Below are 16345 nucleotides of genomic sequence, written 5' to 3' on the forward strand. Positions count from 1 at the left end.
ACGGAGTGGAATTCGTCTTCGTGCCTGCGGTTCTGTGGCGGATTCGGGTGCAGTTCGATGCGGAGCAAAGGCGGCCCTCTCTCACCCGCCAACGGCTTGCTGCGTAGGTTTGTTAAAAAATGGTGATGCCTGGCTTTTGTCACGGAAGCAAAGCGTTGGTTTTATTCGGATTATCTGATTCTATGCATAAATCTCTGCTACTAACGGCTATTATGGCACTGCTGACCGGCGCGGCTGCGGCCCAAACACCGGCTGCTCCCCCAGCTGGTACGCCCACGCCCGCCGCTACCGAAAAGTCGCCCTGGTTAATTTTCGACCAGCCGCTGGATACGGTAGCCGCCCCGCGCGCCAAGCGCCAGCCCCGGGAAAAAGCCATGCGCCGCGCCGCAACGCCCCGCGCCCCGCGCACTACCGCACCACGCCCAGCCCAAGTTTCGCGCAACGGCTTTGAGGCCACGCAGGGCACAACTTACGTCCCGCTTGACCAGGACATTTACCGGCTGATTGACCGCTACGCCATCAAATTCGGTTCCGATTCGCTGCGCGACCCGCACACCAGCGTGCGGCCCTACACCCGCGCCGGCGTGGCCCACCTCGGCGAGCGCGTGCTGAGCCCGGACAGCGCCCAGGCCTACCGCGCCGGCAGCCTCTCCCGCGCCGACCGTTTCAACGCCCAGTACCTGCTGAAAGACAACTGGGCCAACTCGGCTCAGGGCACCGACCTGAACCAGAGCGCCCGGCCGTTCCTCAACTACTTCTACCGCGACCAGACCGATTTTTACCACGTCGATAACCCCGATTTCACGCTGCGCGTGAACCCGGTGGCGCTGCTGGCCGTCGGCAAAGACAGTAAGAACACCGACGGGGCCACCTACGTGAATACTCGTGGCGTGCAGATTGAGGGCACCATCGACCAGCGCCTGGGCTTTTATGCGTTCCTGGCCGATAACCAGGAAGGCGTGCCGCAGTACGTGCGCAACCGCGTGGAGCGCGATACCATTGTGCCCCACGAGGGCTACTTCAAGCCCTACAAAGTGGCCGTGCTGGGCCAGAACAACCAGTATGACTTCTTTTCGGCGCGGGGATACGTTACGTATGCGGCCACCAAGCATATCAACGTGCAGCTGGGGCACGACCGAAACTTCATCGGCAACGGCTACCGCTCGCTGATTCTGTCAGATTACAGCGCGCCGTATTTCTTTCTGAAGCTGAATACGCGCATCTGGAAATTCAACTACCAGAACCTGTTTGCGGAGCTGGCGGCCGAGAAGCGCAACGCCGACCAGGTGTACCCCAAGAAATACCTGGCGCTGCACCACCTAAGCCTGGATGTGACTGATAACTTCAACATCGGCGTGTTTGAGTCGGTGATAGCCGGCTCGGCCAGCAACCGTTTTGAGCTGCAATACCTGAACCCAGTCATCTTCTACCGGGCCATCGAGCAGAACGTGGGCTCGCCTGACAACGCCATGCTGGGCCTCGATTTCAAGTGGAACATTCTGCACACCGCGCAGCTCTACGGGCAGGTAGTGCTGGATGAGTTCAAGCTGAGTGAAATCCGCGCCGGCAACGGCTGGTGGAGCAACAAGCAGGCCGTGCAGATAGGGGCCAAGTACATCGACGTAGCCGGCATCCGCAACCTTGATTTGCAGGCGGAAGTCAACTACATTCGGCCTTATACCTACCAGCACGTTTCGTACTACACGGCTTACACCAACTACCAGCAGCCCCTGGCCCACCCCATGGGGGCCAACCTGACCGAGGTGCTGGGCGTGCTCAGCTACCAGCCGCTGCCCCGCCTGAACCTGGTGGCCAAGGCCATCTATACCGAGCAAGGGCTGGATTTTGGCTTGGATGCCGCCGGCAAGGTTATCACAACCGGCCCGCTGAGTAATGATGTTCCCGGAGCCGGAGTCACGCCCGGCAGCCTGGCCAACTACGGCGGCAACCCGCTGGTGCCCTACAACTCCCACCCGATGGACTTCGGCAACCGCACCGGCCAGGGCAACAAAAGCCGCCTGCTACACACCGATTTCACGGCCACCTACCAACCCCGCCTAAACCTGTTTCTGGACGCCAAGCTCATTGCCCGGCACCAGACCTACTCCCTTACGCCCGCGCTCAACGGCAACGAGGTGTACGCCTCGCTGGCCGTGCGCTGGAACATTGCCCAGCGCCTGCACGAGTTTTAGGCCATGCCTGCCACCACCCTCCTATACCGCCCCGTTAATCAGCAGGAGTTGGACCTGATTGCGGCCAGCAACTGGCGCAGCTTCCCGCCGCGCCTGCCGGAACAGCCCATTTTCTACCCAGTGCTAAACCAGGAATACGCCGTGCAAATCAGCCGCGACTGGAACGTGCCGTACTACGGCGTGGGCTATGTGGTGCGGTTCGCGGTTGATACCGAATACTTGGCGCAGTTTGCCGTGCAGAACGTGGGCGACCCGCTACACAACGAGCTTTGGGTACCAGCCGAACAGCTGGTTGAGTTCAACCAGCATATTGATGGGCCGATTGAAGTAATTGCCGAGTTCCGGCGTTCTTAACTGCGCCCGCCACCCTTGCTTATGAAAACGTATTTAAGAATCCTCAGCTACGCCCGGCCTTACGCCGATTTCGTGCCGCTGTACCTGTTGTACACCGTGCTGGGCATCTTTTTCAGCATTGGCAACTTTGCGCTCATCATTCCTTTGCTCAATGTACTGTTTGATAAAACCGGACAAATGCAGGCAAAGGCCCCCACCGCGCTGCCGCACTTCGCGGTGTCGCTGGATTATGTGACGCAGGCTTTCAACTACTACTTCTCCCAGATGATTACCGACCAGGGCAAGCTGGGTGCGTTGCTTTTTGCGTGCATCGTGCTGGTGGCCTCGGTATTTTTCAGCAACGTATTCCGGTACCTGAGCCTGCGGCTGGTGGCGCGGGTGCGGGCCCGCGTTATCCGCAACATGCGGCGCGACCTGTACCACCGCATCATCGGCCTGCAGCTGGGCTACTTTGCCAACGAGCGCAAGGGCGACCTCATGTCGCGCTTCACCAACGATGTGCAGGAGGTGGAGGCGTCGGTAGTGAACACGCTCCAGGCCGTGGTGCGAGAGCCGCTCACCATTGTGGGGTATTTCGCGGTGCTGTTTTACATGTCGGTGCCGCTCACGCTATTTACGCTGGTGCTGCTGCCGCTGTCGGGCGGCATCATTGCCACGCTGGCCAAGCGGCTGCGGCGGCAGGCCAAGCTGAGCCAGGGCACGCTGGGCTCCATGCTTTCGGTGATTGAGGAAACGCTGGGCGGCATCCGCGTCATCAAGGCGTTTAATGCGCAGGACTACATCAAGGGCAAGTTTGAGGAGCAGAACGACCAGTACGCCCGCACCGCCCGCCGCATCGACAACACGCGGGACTTGGCCTCGCCGTTTTCGGAATTTGCCGGGGTTTCGGTGGTGGCCGGGCTGCTGTATTTCGGCGGCTCACTCATTTTGAGCGGGCAGTCGACGCTGGAAGGGGCCTCGTTTATCACCTATATCGTCCTGTTTTCGCAGGTGCTCACGCCGGCCAAAGCCCTGTCCAGCTCCTTCGGCAACATCCAGCGTGGGCTGGTGGCCGGCGAGCGGGTGCTGAGCATCATCGATACCAAGCCCGCCATTCGCGACCGGCCCGATGCCACGGTGCTGCCGCCCTTCGAGCGCGAAATCGAGTTCCACAACCTGAATTTCAGCTACGGCGAAACGCCCGTGCTCTACGACATCAACCTGACCATCAAGAAAGGCCAGACCGTGGCCTTGGTGGGCGGCAGCGGCGGCGGCAAAAGCACCCTGGCCGACCTCCTCCCCCGCTTCTACGACCCCAGCGCCGGCCAGATTCTCATCGACGGCCACGACCTGCGCGCCTGCTCCCTGCACTCGGTGCGCGACCAGATGGGCATCGTGACCCAGGAAAGCATCCTGTTCAACGACACCATTTTCAACAACATCCGCTTCAATACCGCCGCCACCGAGGCCGAGGTGATGGAAGCCGCCCGCATTGCCAACGCCCACGAATTCATCATCGCCAGCCCCGACGGCTACCAGAGCGTCATCGGCGACCGGGGTAGCCGCCTGTCTGGTGGGCAGCGGCAGCGCCTGAGCATTGCCCGCGCCATCCTGCGCAACCCGCCCATCCTGATTCTCGATGAAGCCACCTCGGCGCTCGACACCGAGAGCGAAAAACTCGTACAAGAAGCCTTGCAGCGCCTGATGCAGAACCGTACCTCACTCGTCATCGCCCACCGCCTAAGCACCGTGCAGCACGCCGATGAAATTGTGGTGCTCCAGCACGGCCGCATCGTGGAGCGCGGCACGCACGACGAGCTGCTGCGCCGCGAGGGCGGCGTATACCAGCGCCTCAGCTCGATGCAGACCAACGCCGCACTGGTCTAAGAAACCTCTATCTTTCGCCCCAAACCAACTTTTTCCGCCATGCTCGCCCTCAAACGCATTGTCACCGTCGCCGTCATGATTTACCTGCTGCTGGCGCTGCTGTTCATCCTCGTTCCCGCCGTGCGCTCATCGGTGATGGGCATGGGTTCGGGCCTGTCGGCCATTGAGCAGGAACGGCAGTTTTTCTACGTCATGTTCGTGATTGGGGCCGTGGTAATGGCTTTGCAGCTCCTTACCGAAAACCTTGACAGCGTGTTGCTGCGCCGGGCAGTCAACCAGCACGAAGGCAAAATTAACGAGTTGAAAGCCAAGCTGTACGATTCGCAGCAGCGTAGCACGACTCCCGTGGGCGTGCCCGGCAGCCGCACCATCGACGGCCGACTGACCGAAGCCCCTGTGGCCCCGCGCCCCGTGGCTCCCAGCAACACCGAAAACCGCACGGCCGACCACCTGCCCCAGCCCACTTTCCCGCAGAACGACCCCAGCCTGAGCAACACCCCGCCCGCCGACCGGCCGCCGCTGGCTTAATGCTTCTGACTACCGAATACCACAAAAGTGCCTGACGCCACCCTCCCCGACCTCATCCGCGCCGAGCTGACTGAAGCCCGCGCCGTGCTCGACCGTTTCCTGGCCGACCCGGCCCACATTGCCAGCATCGCCGCCGCTGCCGAGCTCATTGCGGCCAGCCTCAAAGCTGGCGGCAAAGTTCTCACCTGCGGCAACGGCGGCAGCCTCTGCGACGCCCAGCACTTCGCCGAAGAGCTCAGCGGGAGATACCGCCAGAACCGCCGCGCCCTGGCCGCCATCGCCATCACCGAAGCCTCGCACATGACCTGCGTGGCCAACGATTTCGGCTTCGAGTTCGTGTTCAGCCGCTTCGTGGAGGCCCTGGGCCGGCCCGGCGACGTGCTGCTGGCCATCAGCACCAGCGGCAACTCGCCCAACATCCTCCGCGCCGCTGAGGCCGCCCACGAGCTGGGCATGACCGTGGTTTCCCTCACCGGCAAGGACGGCGGGCTATTGGCGGGATTGAGCGACGTGGAGATTCGCGCGCCACACTCCGGCTACGCCGATAGAATTCAGGAAATCCACATCAAGGCGATTCACATCATGATTCTGATGATTGAAAAGCTGGTGATTGGCTAGGCGTTGTTTCACGCAGTGCCCCGCAGGGTCGTTCAACGAAAACCCTGCGGGACACTGCGTGAAATCTTTTTAGCTTTACGGTCCCATCTCCTTCAATTCTACCATGCTTACCAAAACCTTCGGCTCGGCCGTGCAGGGCGTCAATGCCTACACCATCATCATCGAAGTGGTGGTTTCGGCGGGGACAGGGTTCAATGTAGTGGGCTTGCCGGATAACGCCATTAAGGAGAGCCAGCAGCGCATTGAGGCGGCGCTGAAGTTTCGGGGATACCGCATGCCGCGCACCAAAACGGTGGTGAACATGGCCCCGGCCGACATCCGCAAAGAAGGCGCAGCCTACGACCTGCCCATTGCGCTGGGCATCCTACACGCCTCGCAGCAACTGATGACGGAGCGCCTGCCGGAGTACGTAATTATGGGCGAAATGGCACTCGATGGCGAGCTCCGACCCATTCGAGGCGTGCTGCCCATTGCCATTCAGGCCCGCAAGGAAGGCTTCAAAGGCATCATCCTGCCGAAGGAGAATGCCGAGGAAGCCGCCATCGTCAACAACCTTGACGTGATTGCCGTGGCCAGCATGCAGGAGGCCATCGACTTCTTCGAGGGCCGGCTGGAAATTACGCCCACCACGGTTGATACCCGCGACCTGTTTCAGCACGCGGTGAACAAGTATACGGCTGACTTTGCCGACGTGCAGGGCCAGGAAAACATCAAGCGGGCGCTGGAAATCGCGGCGGCCGGCGGCCACAACGTCATCATGATTGGCCCACCCGGCGCGGGCAAAACCATGCTGGCCAAGCGCCTGCCCAGCATCCTACCGCCCCTGAGCATGCAGGAGGCGCTGGAAACCACCAAAATCCATTCCGTAGCCGGCAAGCTAGCCGGCGGCGGTCTGCTGAGCACACGGCCCTTCCGCGCCCCGCACCACACCATTTCGGACGTGGCGCTGGTAGGCGGGGGCAGCAACCCGCAGCCGGGCGAAATCTCGCTCTCGCACAACGGCGTGCTGTTTCTGGACGAGCTGCCCGAGTTCAAGCGCACCGTGCTGGAGGTGATGCGCCAGCCGCTGGAGGAGCGCCGCGTGACCATTGCGCGGGCCAAGCTCAGTATTGAGTTTCCAGCCAATTTCATGCTCATAGCCAGCATGAACCCCTGTCCCTGTGGCTATTACAATCATCCGGAGAAGGAATGCGTGTGCGGCCCTGGCGTGGTGCAGAAGTACTTGAACAAGGTTTCCGGCCCGCTGCTCGACCGGATTGATTTGCACGTCGAAGTCACGCCCGTGACGTTTGACCAGATGACGGAATCGCGCAGGTCCGAGACCAGCGCCGAAATCCAGGTGCGGGTGGATGATGCCCGGCAGGTGCAGGAAAAGCGGTTTACCGACTACACCGATATCCATTCCAACGCCATGATGCCGCCGCAGATGGTGAAGGACATTTGCCAAATCAGCGAAGACGGCCGCCAGCTGCTGAAAACGGCCATGGAACGCCTCGGCCTGAGTGCCCGCGCCTACGACCGCATCCTGAAAGTTGCCCGCACCATTGCCGACCTAGCTGGCACCGACGATATTGAGATTAACCATCTGGCCGAAGCCATTCAATACCGCAGCCTGGACCGGGAGGGCTGGGCGGGATAAATTGTCATGTATAAAGCTCTCGTCAAACCCCTCCTATTCAACCTCGACGCCGAGCGCGCCCACCACCTCGTTTTCGACAATCTGCGCCGGGCGGCCCTGGTACCGGGCACCAAAGCCCTGTTACGCAGCCTCTACAATTTCCAGCATCCCAGCCTGGAGCGTGAGGTTTTCGGGCTGAAATTCCCGAACCCCGTGGGGCTGGCGGCGGGGTTCGACAAGAACGCGGCGCTGACTGATGAGCTGGCCACGCTGGGCTTCGGCTTCGTGGAAATCGGGACCGTCACGCCCCGGCCCCAACCCGGCAACCCCGCGCCGCGCCTGTTCCGGCTGCCGCAGGACGAGGCGCTGATAAACCGCATGGGCTTCAACAACGACGGGGCAGCCGTGGTAGCGGCCCGGCTGGCCCGGCGGGCGAACCGCCAGCTCATCATCGGCGGCAACATTGGGAAGAACAAGGATACGCCCAACGAGCGCGCCGCAGAGGATTACGTGGCCGGCTTCGAGGCCCTGGCCGAGGTAGTCGACTATTTCGTGGTTAATGTATCGTCGCCCAACACGCCCAACCTGCGTCAGCTTCAGGAGAAAAAGCCGCTGATTGAGTTGCTCCAACAGGTGCAGCAGCGCAACCTGGCCCGCGCCATACCACGCCCGCTACTCCTAAAGATTGCGCCCGACCTGACGGATTCGCAGCTCGACGACATCCTGGAAATAGCACGCGAAACCAAGTTGAGCGGTTTGGTGGCGACCAATACCACCATCAGCCGCGATAACCTAAGCACCGAACCCGGTTATGTGGCCAGCCTGGGCGCGGGCGGCCTGAGCGGCCGGCCCCTGCGGGCGCGGGCCACGGAAGTCATCCGCTACCTGCACCGCAATTCTGATGGCGGGCTACCCATCATTGGCTCCGGCGGCATTCACTCGGCGGCCGATGCGCGGGAGAAGCTGGACGCGGGCGCGGCGCTTATCCAGCTCTACACCGGCTTTATTTATGAAGGGCCGGCGCTGGTGAGCCGGATAAACCGGAGCCTGGTGCGAGGTTAGCCCGCTGCGCCCGCACCCGCGCATGCCAATAGCGGATAAGTGGCACCCCCAGCACCGTGGGCCACAGAAAGTTGTAGGGGAAAGGAATGAAGTGCAGGCTGGTGACCGAAAACGCCGACACAGCCGCGATGTACGAGGCTAGGAAACCGGAAATGTGGTTCAGCAGCCATTGGTTTTTGGTCCAGTGCCCAGCGTTGGCATAGCCGCGCAGCTGGCGGAAGGCCGTCATCGCGCCCAGTGCGCCGAACACGCCGACCGGAATATTGCGGGCGAAAAACGCGAACCCCACCGTGCCAAGGAACACGGCCAGTCCCGCCCCGGCTACGGTCCAGTCGAACGGTGCTACGCGCGCATTCCAGGCCAGCTTTTTCAGAAACATGGAGCGGTAGCCGAAGCCTGCCATGTACAGGCTAAACACCGCCGTGAGAAGCAGAAAAGTGCTTTTAATGTGCTGTGAGCCCACAATGGCCGTAGTTCCGGCCACCACCATCGCCCAGAAAAATACTAATCCCCAGCGCCGGTGCGCCTCTCCGCCCTTGCGCACCGCCAGCGCCACCGGGGCCATAAAAAAGCCCGTGAAACCGGCGGCAATGTGTACCCAGCGGTTGATTTCGAAGAAGGTTTCCATGGCGCAGTCGGCAGGTGATGAATACGGCCGAAAGATGGCGTAATTCAGCAGCTTCGCCACGCAGGAATTACCCGAAGCATCGCCAACAGCTGTCGAAGCGACGAAATACCTTTCCGAAGGCGTTACCGCGTTAGCGTAAATCGGCGGCCGGCTCGGGCCGATGGCCGGGTAGCCGGGCTCCGACCTTGAACTCGATGACATCGGCCGCGCCGCGGTGGATTTTCAGGTCGATGGCCCCGAACACCACGTCGGTGAAGTGGTATTTCAGGCCTAGACGCTCGTAGTAGGCCGTGCTCGATTTGTAGGGCGCGTACACGTAGAAGCCCAGGTGCGACACAAACGCCAGCCGACCAAACAGCAACTCGTGGCCCACGAATACGCCCACTTTCTTCACGTCGGGCTGCGGGCCGCCAGCGCGGGTGGTGTCTTCCAGGGTAGCTTTTAGGCTGCGGTCGTTGAAGCCTTCCACGCCCAGCAGCAGGTTGGATTTGCGGTTGATGCGGCGGCCCACGGCCAGCGTCAGCGAGTTCACGAGGTACTTCTGCTTGTCGCCCTCGGTGCGCTGCTTGAAGCCCAGGCTGGTACTCACGTTGATGAAATTGGTCCCGATTTCGGCCGGCAGCGGCCCGCCCGCATTGAACGTGGGGGCCGGGCGCAGCTCGTGGTAGTTCAGGCCTAGCACCACCGAGGGCAGGTTTACGCCGAAGTTGGGCTTGGTGGTGGCCCCGTTGGAATAGTGGTTCAGGCCCGCGCCCACCAGCAGGCCCAAGTGCGGCGTGAGTGCATAGTCGTACTCGAACCGGAACTGCAGCGTGGCATTGAGGGCCGAGCTGGCGATGGTGTTTTTGTGGTTGGTTTCCTGGTTGTAAGGGTTGGTGAGGTAGGCCAGGCCCGCGCCCAGCCGGAAGCTAAAATCGTGCTTCGGCCCGCGCGAAAACGTCTTGCTGATGTAGGGGCTGGCCGCGAAAACATAGCCCAGCACCGGGTTATGAAAGTCGTAGTACGTGAGCGCCAGCCCCACTTTCGGGTACTTGTACCAGGCGTGCCACGGGGCCGCGCCGGTGGTCTGGCGCTGCAGGTTCACCTCGAAGCCCGTGGGATGGGAGGCCACCAGGTGCCGGATGGCGTAGGTGTGCGCCATGATGATGCTACCCTGCGCATACACGCCCACTATGAGCGGGGCGCGGGGTGCCACCTGCGCAACGGTATCCGGGGCCTGAGCCAGCACCCGAGCGGCCGTCAAGCCCCATAGCAGCACCGGCATTATGGTCTTCCTTACCTTCAAAATAGTATCACCCTTCATAATCATATCCTGGACCGACGTCAAAAATAAGCCCCTGTCATGCTGATTGATAGATTCGGCCCGAAAAAATAACGGTCCTTTTTCACAACCACCCATCCACTCCCGCCGATATACGCCTTGGTTTTGAGACAAAAACACAGATTGTCTTTAGAATTCAATTTATTATTCCCCCACTTATTGTAATGAAAAAAGTCATTTTATCTCTGGCCCTGCTTGCGGGCCTTACCAGTACTGCCCAGGCTCAGACCGGTCTCAAACTGGGCCTCAAAGGCGGTTTTAACGGCGCCACCTTCTCTGGCAACAACTCGAAAGGCAACCAATATAAGGCGGGCTTCGCGGCTGGTGGCCTTATCAACTACGGCTTTTCGGACCTGATTTCGGTGCAGGGCGAACTGCTGTATTCGCAGAAAGGCGCTTCCATCGACGGCATCAATTACGCTGCCAATTCGGCCAGCACCACCGACGGCACGTTCAAATCAACCATTGGCTACATCGATGTGCCGATTTTGCTGAAAACGACCATTGGGGAAGATGGCAAGGGTTTGTTCTTCGAGCTTGGCCCGCAGGGCAGCTTTGCCATCAGCAACCGTGACTTCATCGAAGATGGCGGCGGCAAGCAAATCAGCTCCTCCAACACCAGCACCGACGACCTCAACAAGGTGGTGATTGGCTACGTGGGTGGCATCGGCTATCAGCTCACCAGCGGCCTGGGCATCGGTATCCGTTACACCGGCGGCATCTCGCAGGTTTACAAGGACGGGGCTTCTAAAAACCTCTTCTCCTCGGCGGCCAGCGGTTTCAATGGCAACAACCCCAGTGTTCGCAACTCGGTGTTTCAGTTTCAGGCACATTATATGTTCGGCGGCAAATAGCCGGAGAGCATCCTGTAAAAAAGCCCGGCTCTGCCAAGAGGCGGGCTTTTTTATATTCGGGCGATGGCTGAATCAGCAACCTATTTCCGGCGCAGGCGGTATACGCCCCATCCCTATTTATGCAGCGCCTTAACGCTGAATATCAATATTTTCATCGTTTCTTCATCATGAAAAAGCTCATTCTTCCCATCGCGTTGCTGGCCAGCACCATTGGCGTGGCGCAGGCGCAGCAGCCCGCCAACAGCATCGGCATCAAGGCCGGCTACGGCATCACCAGCCTGTCGGGCAGCAGCGCCGGCTACTCGTCGGTGAATCACTCGGCCTACCAGGCTGGCCTCATGGGCGATGTGTATTTTGGCGAAGCCATCTCCTTCCACCCCGAAGCGCTGTACACCAAGCAATATTTTGACGCCACCGACTTGGTGAACCTGAGCCGCGACGTGGACTATATCAACGTGCCGCTGCTGGCCCGCTACCACGCCGATGGCCTGTTTTTTGAAGCCGGCCCGGAGGTCAATTTTGCCTTGGCGGGCAAAGACGAGGGCGGCGCGGACATCAAAAGCCGCGACGTGACGCCGGTGGCCATCGACTACGTGGTGGGCCTGGGCTACCAGCTCCCGGTGGGCCTCTCGCTGGGCGTGCGCTACGACGGCGGCATCAGCCACACCTACAAGGACACGGCGGGCAATGGCCTGGGCACCGGCAACCTGCGTTCCAGCACGTTTTGGTTCAACCTGGGCTACGCCTTCGGGGGCAGTAAGTAAGTCACCCTTTGATAACACAAAAAGCCCGGTTTCCGCAATGGAAACCGGGCTTTTGCGTTGCGGGAAGTGTAGCGCACTAACCGGACGGCTGGCAGGTTCACGCCCGGCCAATCGTAGCTTTGCGGCATCACCTATCTACTTCGCTTATGAAAAAGACTCTTTTCACCCTCGCGCTGCTGGCAGGGCTCACGGGCGCGGCGCAGGCGCAACGCAGCAACGTGTCGCTGGGCCTGAAGGCGGGCGCTACGTATTCTAACTTTGTGGGCAAGCAGGCGTTCAGCGAGGAAAGCATTTTTGGCTTTCACGCGGGGGTATTTGCCAATATTGGGCTTACCGACCTGTTTGCCTTTCAGCCGGAAATCATCTACTCCCAGAAAGGCTCCAACCCCAACATCACCGATTTTAAAAACCGCCTGCACTACGTGGATGTGCCCCTCGCCTTCCATGTGAACGCCGACGGCTTGTTTTTTGAAGCCGGGCCGCAGGTTGGGTTTCTGGTAGCGGCGCAGCAAAAAACGGGCAACACGTCCACCGACATCAAGGCGCGGTACAATACGATTGATTTCGGCTACCTGGCCGGCTTGGGCTACCAGCGCAAAACCGGCCTGGGCATTGGCCTGCGCTACAACGGGGGCTTCATCAACGTGCCCAAATCCTACACGGTAGGCAATGTGACGGTGCAGGACAACGTGCGCAACAGCGCGTTCCAGCTGTATCTGACGTATTCCTTCGGCGGATAATTGCCCGGGGGTAATCAGCAAAAGCCCGGCTTCCGTTGTGGAAGCCGGGCTTTTGCGTTTGATTTGTAGCCGCTTCCCTTATCCTCCTTTTCTTATGCCCAACGCCCGGCTTCTGATTGCTTTGTTCGTACTACTGGCCGGTGTGCCCGCTTGGGCACAGCGCACGGGCAGGGTGGGCCTCAAGCTGGGGGGCAGCCTGACGCGCTACCGGGGCGATGACACGTACGCGGGCGGTAGCAACCGGGGCGGCTTTTGCGGCGGGGGCGTGCTACACTTGCCCATAAGCCGGGTTTTTTCGGTGCAGCCCGAGTTTCTGTATTCGCAGAAGGGGGCCAGCAGCCAGGCTTTTGTGTTGCCGAATAACATGGCCGTGACGGGCAACCAGCGGCTGTCTTACGTGGAAGTGCCGGTGCTGGCCAAGCTGCGCAGCCATGCGGGCCTTTTCGTCGAAGCGGGGCCCACCCTATCCTACCTGCTGAGCGCCAGCGCCGAACTGAGCGGGCAGAACAATTACGACAACCGCGCTAATTTTAAAGACCTGGAGGTGGGCTACGCGGCTGGCGTCGGATATCAGGGCCAGGGGACCAAGGCCCTCCTGCTGGGCGTGCGCTACACTCGGGGGCTGACGCCGGTGTTTAAAGCCGGAGCTTACCGGGGCATCGGCGGCGAACCCGACATTTACAACCAGGCGTTTCAACTGTACGCCGGGTTCATTTTCTTTGGCCGGCCCCCGGCTGACTTCCCGCAGTAAAGCCCCGCTTTCGGGCGAAAACGGGGCTTTACTGCGGGAAATGGTGGGTTGCCGCTACTCGGCCATCGCGTAGTTGCGGTAGAAGTGCGGGATGGTTTCGATGCCTTTGAGGAAGTTGAACACCCCAAAATGCTCGTTGGGCGAGTGGATGGCGTCCGAATCGAGCCCGAAGCCGAGCAGGACGGTATCGAGGCCCAGTTCCGACTTGAACATGGCCACGATGGGGATGGAGCCGCCGCCGCGCGTGGGCACCGGGCGCTTGCCGAAAGTGGTTTCCATGGCATCGGCCGCCGCTTTATAGGCCACCGAATTGGTGGGCGTGACCACGGGCTCACCGCCGTGGTGGGGGCGTACTTCGACGGTGACGCCAGCCGGCGCGATGCGGGCGAAATGCGCCTGGAACAGGGCCGTAATTTCGGCCGAAGTCTGGTGGGGCACTAGGCGCATCGAGATTTTGGCGTGGGCCTGCGAGGCGATGACGGTTTTGGCCCCCTCGCCGGTGTAGCCGCCCCAGATGCCGTTCACGTCGAGCGTGGGCCGGATGCTGGTGCGCTCCATGCTGGAGTAGCCTTTTTCGCCATAACTATCGGGCAGGCCGATGCTCTTTTTGAATTCGTCCTCTGAAAATGGCGCTTTAGCCATTTCGGCGCGCTCGTCGGCGCTCAGCTCGTCCACGTTGTCGTAGAAGCCAGGGATGGTGATGTGGCCGTTGGCGTCGTGCAGGCTGGCAATCATCTCGCACAGGGCGTTGATGGGGTTTTGCACCGCGCCGCCGTAGAGGCCGGAGTGCAGGTCGCGGTTGGGGCCGGTCACGGTGACTTCGTGGTAGCTCAGGCCGCGCAGGCCCACTTCGATGCTGGGCGCATCGTTGGCCAGAATGCCGGTGTCGGAGATGAGGATGACGTCGGCTTTCAGCTTCTCCTTATTCGCTTTCACGAAGATTTCGAGGTTATTGGAGCCGATTTCCTCCTCGCCCTCAAACATGAACTTTATGTTGCAGGGCACGCCGCCCTGGCCGTCGCGCATCATCATCTCGAAGGCTTTGACGTGCATGTACACCTGGCCTTTGTCGTCGCAGGCCCCACGGGCGTAGATGTTGCCATCTTTGATGACGGGTTCAAAAGGAGGCGAGGTCCACAGCTCGTAGGGGTCGGCGGGCTGCACGTCGTAGTGGCCGTAAACGAGGACGGTTTTGGCCCCGGGGCTCACCATGTAGTCGCCGTACACGATGGGATTGCCGGCCGTGGGGCAGATTTCGAGGTTCTGCACGCCGGCTTCTTCGAGGCGCATTTTCAGGTAATCGGCCGCCTTCAGGATGTCGGCGTGGAACTTGGGGTCGGCCGACACGGACGGGATGCGGAGCCAGTCCATCAGCTCATCGAGAAAGCGGGTTTGGTTATCGGCGAGGTAATTGGCCATGCGGAACGGGATTTGGGATAGGTTGGGAATGCGGGGCAAAAGTAGCAGCCCGCCGCCTCAAAACTCCTTCTGGTAGAAATGCTCTTTGTCCAGGATGGCGCTGATGGCTTGCACGGCCGCGCGCACCTCGGCCACGGGCAGGCCGGCGTGGCCGGCAATGGTGCCGTTGGGCAGCACCACCAAGGCTTTGCTCACCTGGAAATCGTCCGAGGTGGCATTATTGGCGCAATTGGTCAGGCCCTGCTTTTCGGCCTCGGCAAAACCCGCCAAATCGAAGCGGTTGAGGTAGAGCACCACCTCCTGGCCCTGATGGAACTCGGGGCTTTCGGAAACGTGCAGCCGGTAGGTGCCAGTGGGGCCGTTCATGGTTTTCACCGTCACGGTCCCGGGGCTAAGCTGGCCCTGCCACACCTCGGTTACCTTCACTTGGTAAGTAGTGTGAAAGCACACGCGCCGGCTGGAATCGCCGGTTTCCTCGGTCACGATGCCCCGCACCACCCAGTCGGCAAACAGGGTTTCTTCCCGGTAGCCATACGAGCCGTCGATGAGGAGGCTGCGGTCCATTTTCTGCATGTCGACCCCCACGCGCCGCAATTCCCGGGTTTTGGTCACGTCGAGGCGGTTGCGGTAGAAGAAGGCGGGCCGCGAGGTATAGCCCTGCTTTCGGGCCGCCGCCAGGAAACTGGCCTGGTGCCGCACCGCTTCCGCTTCGGTGCGAAACGGCCCCACGGGCGCGGTCTGGGCCAGCACGGAAGTAGCCAGGAGGATGGGTAAGGCTAGGCCAGCGGCCAGCGGCAGGCAGGTTTTTAGCAGCATATAGATTTGGTAGGGCAGTGGCCCCAATGATGCTTCGGCCGGCACTATTGCACACGCGGGCCGGCTCACTGCCGCGCATCCAGCACCAATTCCCGCACCATCACCGCCCCCAGCGCCCAGGCAGCGGGCCAGTCTTTCTCGGGGCTTTCGAAGGTGAGCAGGTAAAGGGTATCGGTTTTGGCGTTGGCCAGGGCCAGCTGGTACACGATGCGCGGGTCGGCATCGGGCGGGGCATCGCGGTAGCGCACGGTCCACTTGTGCCAGTTGCCGTCCACGGAGGCTACCTTTTCCAACTGCTGCTGGCCCCGGCCGAAGCCCGTGCGCAGCATCAGCAGCTCGGCGTACTCGGCGGCGGGGTGCCGGGTGTGGGCCGTGGCCTTGCGCACCAGTTGCAGCGAGAGGCCCGTCTGAAACTCCCCGCTTTCCCCGATTTGGTCCTGGGTGAGGTAGTAGGTGGGCGCGCCCTGCTGGCCCTCGGCACGGTAGTACCAGCCGGCGGGGAGCAGCGCGGCGGCCTTGCCATCGGGCAGGGCCTGCCAGGCAAAGCCAGCGGGCGGGGCGGCCAGCGGCACGTTGTAGCGCTGGGCGGCGGCGGGCCAAGCCAGCAATAGCAAACCCAACAGCAAGCCAGTAGTGAACAAACGGTACATGGTCTAAAGGCAATCCGGCCCACGCCTACTCAGGGGGCGGCGCGGCGGCCAGCGCCTGCTCCAGTAGGGCGGCCTCTTGCTCCAGACCGGCAATGCGGGCGCGTAACAGCAATTGGGGGCCGGGGCCGCAGTTGTATTACAGCTCGCTCAAGGCTTCCTGTTCG

The 16345-nt window shown here is 61.2% G+C and carries 16 protein-coding genes; 11 read left to right on the top strand and 5 right to left on the bottom strand.

Features of this window, described 5'->3' with window-relative positions:
* Positions 1-182: 182 nt before the first annotated feature.
* The 7 genes from ACVWYF_RS04680 to ACVWYF_RS04710 all read left to right on the top strand — a co-directional run bounded on the left by ACVWYF_RS04680 (position 183) and on the right by ACVWYF_RS04710 (position 8238).
* Positions 183-2192, top strand: a complete 2010-nt coding sequence (locus ACVWYF_RS04680; protein ID WP_457065134.1) for a capsule assembly Wzi family protein — start codon at positions 183-185, stop codon at positions 2190-2192.
* A 3-nt stretch (positions 2193-2195) separates the two neighbouring features.
* Positions 2196-2546, top strand: coding sequence for a hypothetical protein (locus tag ACVWYF_RS04685; protein ID WP_457065136.1), 351 nt, complete (start codon positions 2196-2198; stop codon positions 2544-2546).
* A gap of 21 nt (positions 2547-2567) precedes the next feature.
* Entirely contained in the window at positions 2568-4412 is a 1845-nt protein-coding gene (locus ACVWYF_RS04690; protein WP_457065138.1) for an ABC transporter ATP-binding protein, read from the top strand.
* Between the two features lie 39 nt (positions 4413-4451).
* On the top strand, positions 4452-4940 hold the full coding sequence (locus ACVWYF_RS04695) for a hypothetical protein (RefSeq protein WP_457065140.1): 489 nt from the start codon (positions 4452-4454) through the stop codon (positions 4938-4940).
* A 27-nt stretch (positions 4941-4967) separates the two neighbouring features.
* Positions 4968-5558: a D-sedoheptulose 7-phosphate isomerase gene (lpcA, locus tag ACVWYF_RS04700; RefSeq protein ID WP_457065142.1), complete on the top strand. Its 591-nt coding sequence runs from the start codon at positions 4968-4970 to the stop codon at positions 5556-5558.
* Between the two features lie 103 nt (positions 5559-5661).
* Positions 5662-7197, top strand: a complete 1536-nt coding sequence (locus ACVWYF_RS04705; RefSeq protein WP_457065143.1) for a YifB family Mg chelatase-like AAA ATPase — start codon at positions 5662-5664, stop codon at positions 7195-7197.
* 6 nt (positions 7198-7203) lie between these two features.
* Positions 7204-8238, top strand: coding sequence for a quinone-dependent dihydroorotate dehydrogenase (locus ACVWYF_RS04710; protein WP_457065145.1), 1035 nt, complete (start codon positions 7204-7206; stop codon positions 8236-8238).
* Here the strand turns inward: ACVWYF_RS04710 and ACVWYF_RS04715 are convergent.
* Together ACVWYF_RS04715 and ACVWYF_RS04720 are read right to left on the bottom strand one after the other, a co-directional pair.
* Entirely contained in the window at positions 8180-8866 is a 687-nt protein-coding gene (locus ACVWYF_RS04715) for a hypothetical protein (RefSeq protein ID WP_457065147.1), read from the bottom strand. The genes ACVWYF_RS04710 and ACVWYF_RS04715 overlap by 59 nt on opposite strands.
* 130 nt (positions 8867-8996) lie before the next feature.
* Entirely contained in the window at positions 8997-10130 is a 1134-nt protein-coding gene (locus tag ACVWYF_RS04720; RefSeq protein WP_457065149.1) for an acyloxyacyl hydrolase, read from the bottom strand.
* Between the two features lie 221 nt (positions 10131-10351).
* On the opposite strand from ACVWYF_RS04720, the gene ACVWYF_RS04725 reads away from it, so the two are divergent.
* From ACVWYF_RS04725 to ACVWYF_RS04740, 4 genes are all read left to right on the top strand, one after another.
* Positions 10352-11041 carry a porin family protein gene (locus tag ACVWYF_RS04725; RefSeq protein ID WP_457065151.1) on the top strand — a complete coding sequence of 230 codons (690 nt, stop codon included), beginning with the start codon at positions 10352-10354 and terminating at the stop codon, positions 11039-11041.
* Positions 11042-11208: 167 nt separating this feature from the next.
* Complete coding sequence (locus ACVWYF_RS04730; RefSeq protein WP_457065153.1) at positions 11209-11805, top strand: porin family protein; 597 nt, start codon at positions 11209-11211, stop codon at positions 11803-11805.
* 146 nt (positions 11806-11951) lie between these two features.
* Complete coding sequence (locus ACVWYF_RS04735; RefSeq protein WP_457065155.1) at positions 11952-12545, top strand: porin family protein; 594 nt, start codon at positions 11952-11954, stop codon at positions 12543-12545.
* Between the two features lie 94 nt (positions 12546-12639).
* The gene (locus tag ACVWYF_RS04740) at positions 12640-13296 is read left to right on the top strand and encodes a porin family protein (protein ID WP_457065157.1); all 657 of its coding nucleotides are present in this window, start codon (positions 12640-12642) and stop codon (positions 13294-13296) included.
* Positions 13297-13350: 54 nt separating this feature from the next.
* Here ACVWYF_RS04740 and ACVWYF_RS04745 read toward each other — a convergent pair whose 3' ends face one another.
* The 3 genes from ACVWYF_RS04745 to ACVWYF_RS04755 form a co-directional block, all read right to left on the bottom strand.
* Positions 13351-14715 (bottom strand): dipeptidase, encoded by a 1365-nt coding sequence (locus tag ACVWYF_RS04745; protein WP_457065159.1) that lies wholly within the window; start codon positions 14713-14715, stop codon positions 13351-13353.
* A gap of 57 nt (positions 14716-14772) precedes the next feature.
* Entirely contained in the window at positions 14773-15531 is a 759-nt protein-coding gene (locus ACVWYF_RS04750; RefSeq protein ID WP_457065161.1) for a hypothetical protein, read from the bottom strand.
* A gap of 65 nt (positions 15532-15596) precedes the next feature.
* Positions 15597-16181, bottom strand: coding sequence for a hypothetical protein (locus ACVWYF_RS04755; protein ID WP_457065164.1), 585 nt, complete (start codon positions 16179-16181; stop codon positions 15597-15599).
* Positions 16182-16345 lie beyond the last annotated feature (164 nt).

This window comes from Hymenobacter sp. UYAg731 (assembly GCF_054061335.1).

Coding starts and splice junctions, on each gene's coding strand:
- ACVWYF_RS04710 (WP_457065145.1), top strand. CDS start 7,204: ATGTATAAAGCTCTCGTCAAACCCCTCCTATTCAACCTCGACGCCGAG.
- ACVWYF_RS04705 (WP_457065143.1), top strand. CDS start 5,662: ATGCTTACCAAAACCTTCGGCTCGGCCGTGCAGGGCGTCAATGCCTAC.
- ACVWYF_RS04685 (WP_457065136.1), top strand. CDS start 2,196: ATGCCTGCCACCACCCTCCTATACCGCCCCGTTAATCAGCAGGAGTTG.
- ACVWYF_RS04680 (WP_457065134.1), top strand. CDS start 183: ATGCATAAATCTCTGCTACTAACGGCTATTATGGCACTGCTGACCGGC.
- ACVWYF_RS04720 (WP_457065149.1), bottom strand. CDS start 10,130: ATGCCGGTGCTGCTATGGGGCTTGACGGCCGCTCGGGTGCTGGCTCAG.
- ACVWYF_RS04725 (WP_457065151.1), top strand. CDS start 10,352: ATGAAAAAAGTCATTTTATCTCTGGCCCTGCTTGCGGGCCTTACCAGT.
- ACVWYF_RS04735 (WP_457065155.1), top strand. CDS start 11,952: ATGAAAAAGACTCTTTTCACCCTCGCGCTGCTGGCAGGGCTCACGGGC.
- ACVWYF_RS04690 (WP_457065138.1), top strand. CDS start 2,568: ATGAAAACGTATTTAAGAATCCTCAGCTACGCCCGGCCTTACGCCGAT.
- ACVWYF_RS04745 (WP_457065159.1), bottom strand. CDS start 14,715: ATGGCCAATTACCTCGCCGATAACCAAACCCGCTTTCTCGATGAGCTG.
- ACVWYF_RS04695 (WP_457065140.1), top strand. CDS start 4,452: ATGCTCGCCCTCAAACGCATTGTCACCGTCGCCGTCATGATTTACCTG.
- ACVWYF_RS04755 (WP_457065164.1), bottom strand. CDS start 16,181: ATGTACCGTTTGTTCACTACTGGCTTGCTGTTGGGTTTGCTATTGCTG.
- ACVWYF_RS04730 (WP_457065153.1), top strand. CDS start 11,209: ATGAAAAAGCTCATTCTTCCCATCGCGTTGCTGGCCAGCACCATTGGC.
- ACVWYF_RS04750 (WP_457065161.1), bottom strand. CDS start 15,531: ATGCTGCTAAAAACCTGCCTGCCGCTGGCCGCTGGCCTAGCCTTACCC.
- ACVWYF_RS04715 (WP_457065147.1), bottom strand. CDS start 8,866: ATGGAAACCTTCTTCGAAATCAACCGCTGGGTACACATTGCCGCCGGT.
- ACVWYF_RS04740 (WP_457065157.1), top strand. CDS start 12,640: ATGCCCAACGCCCGGCTTCTGATTGCTTTGTTCGTACTACTGGCCGGT.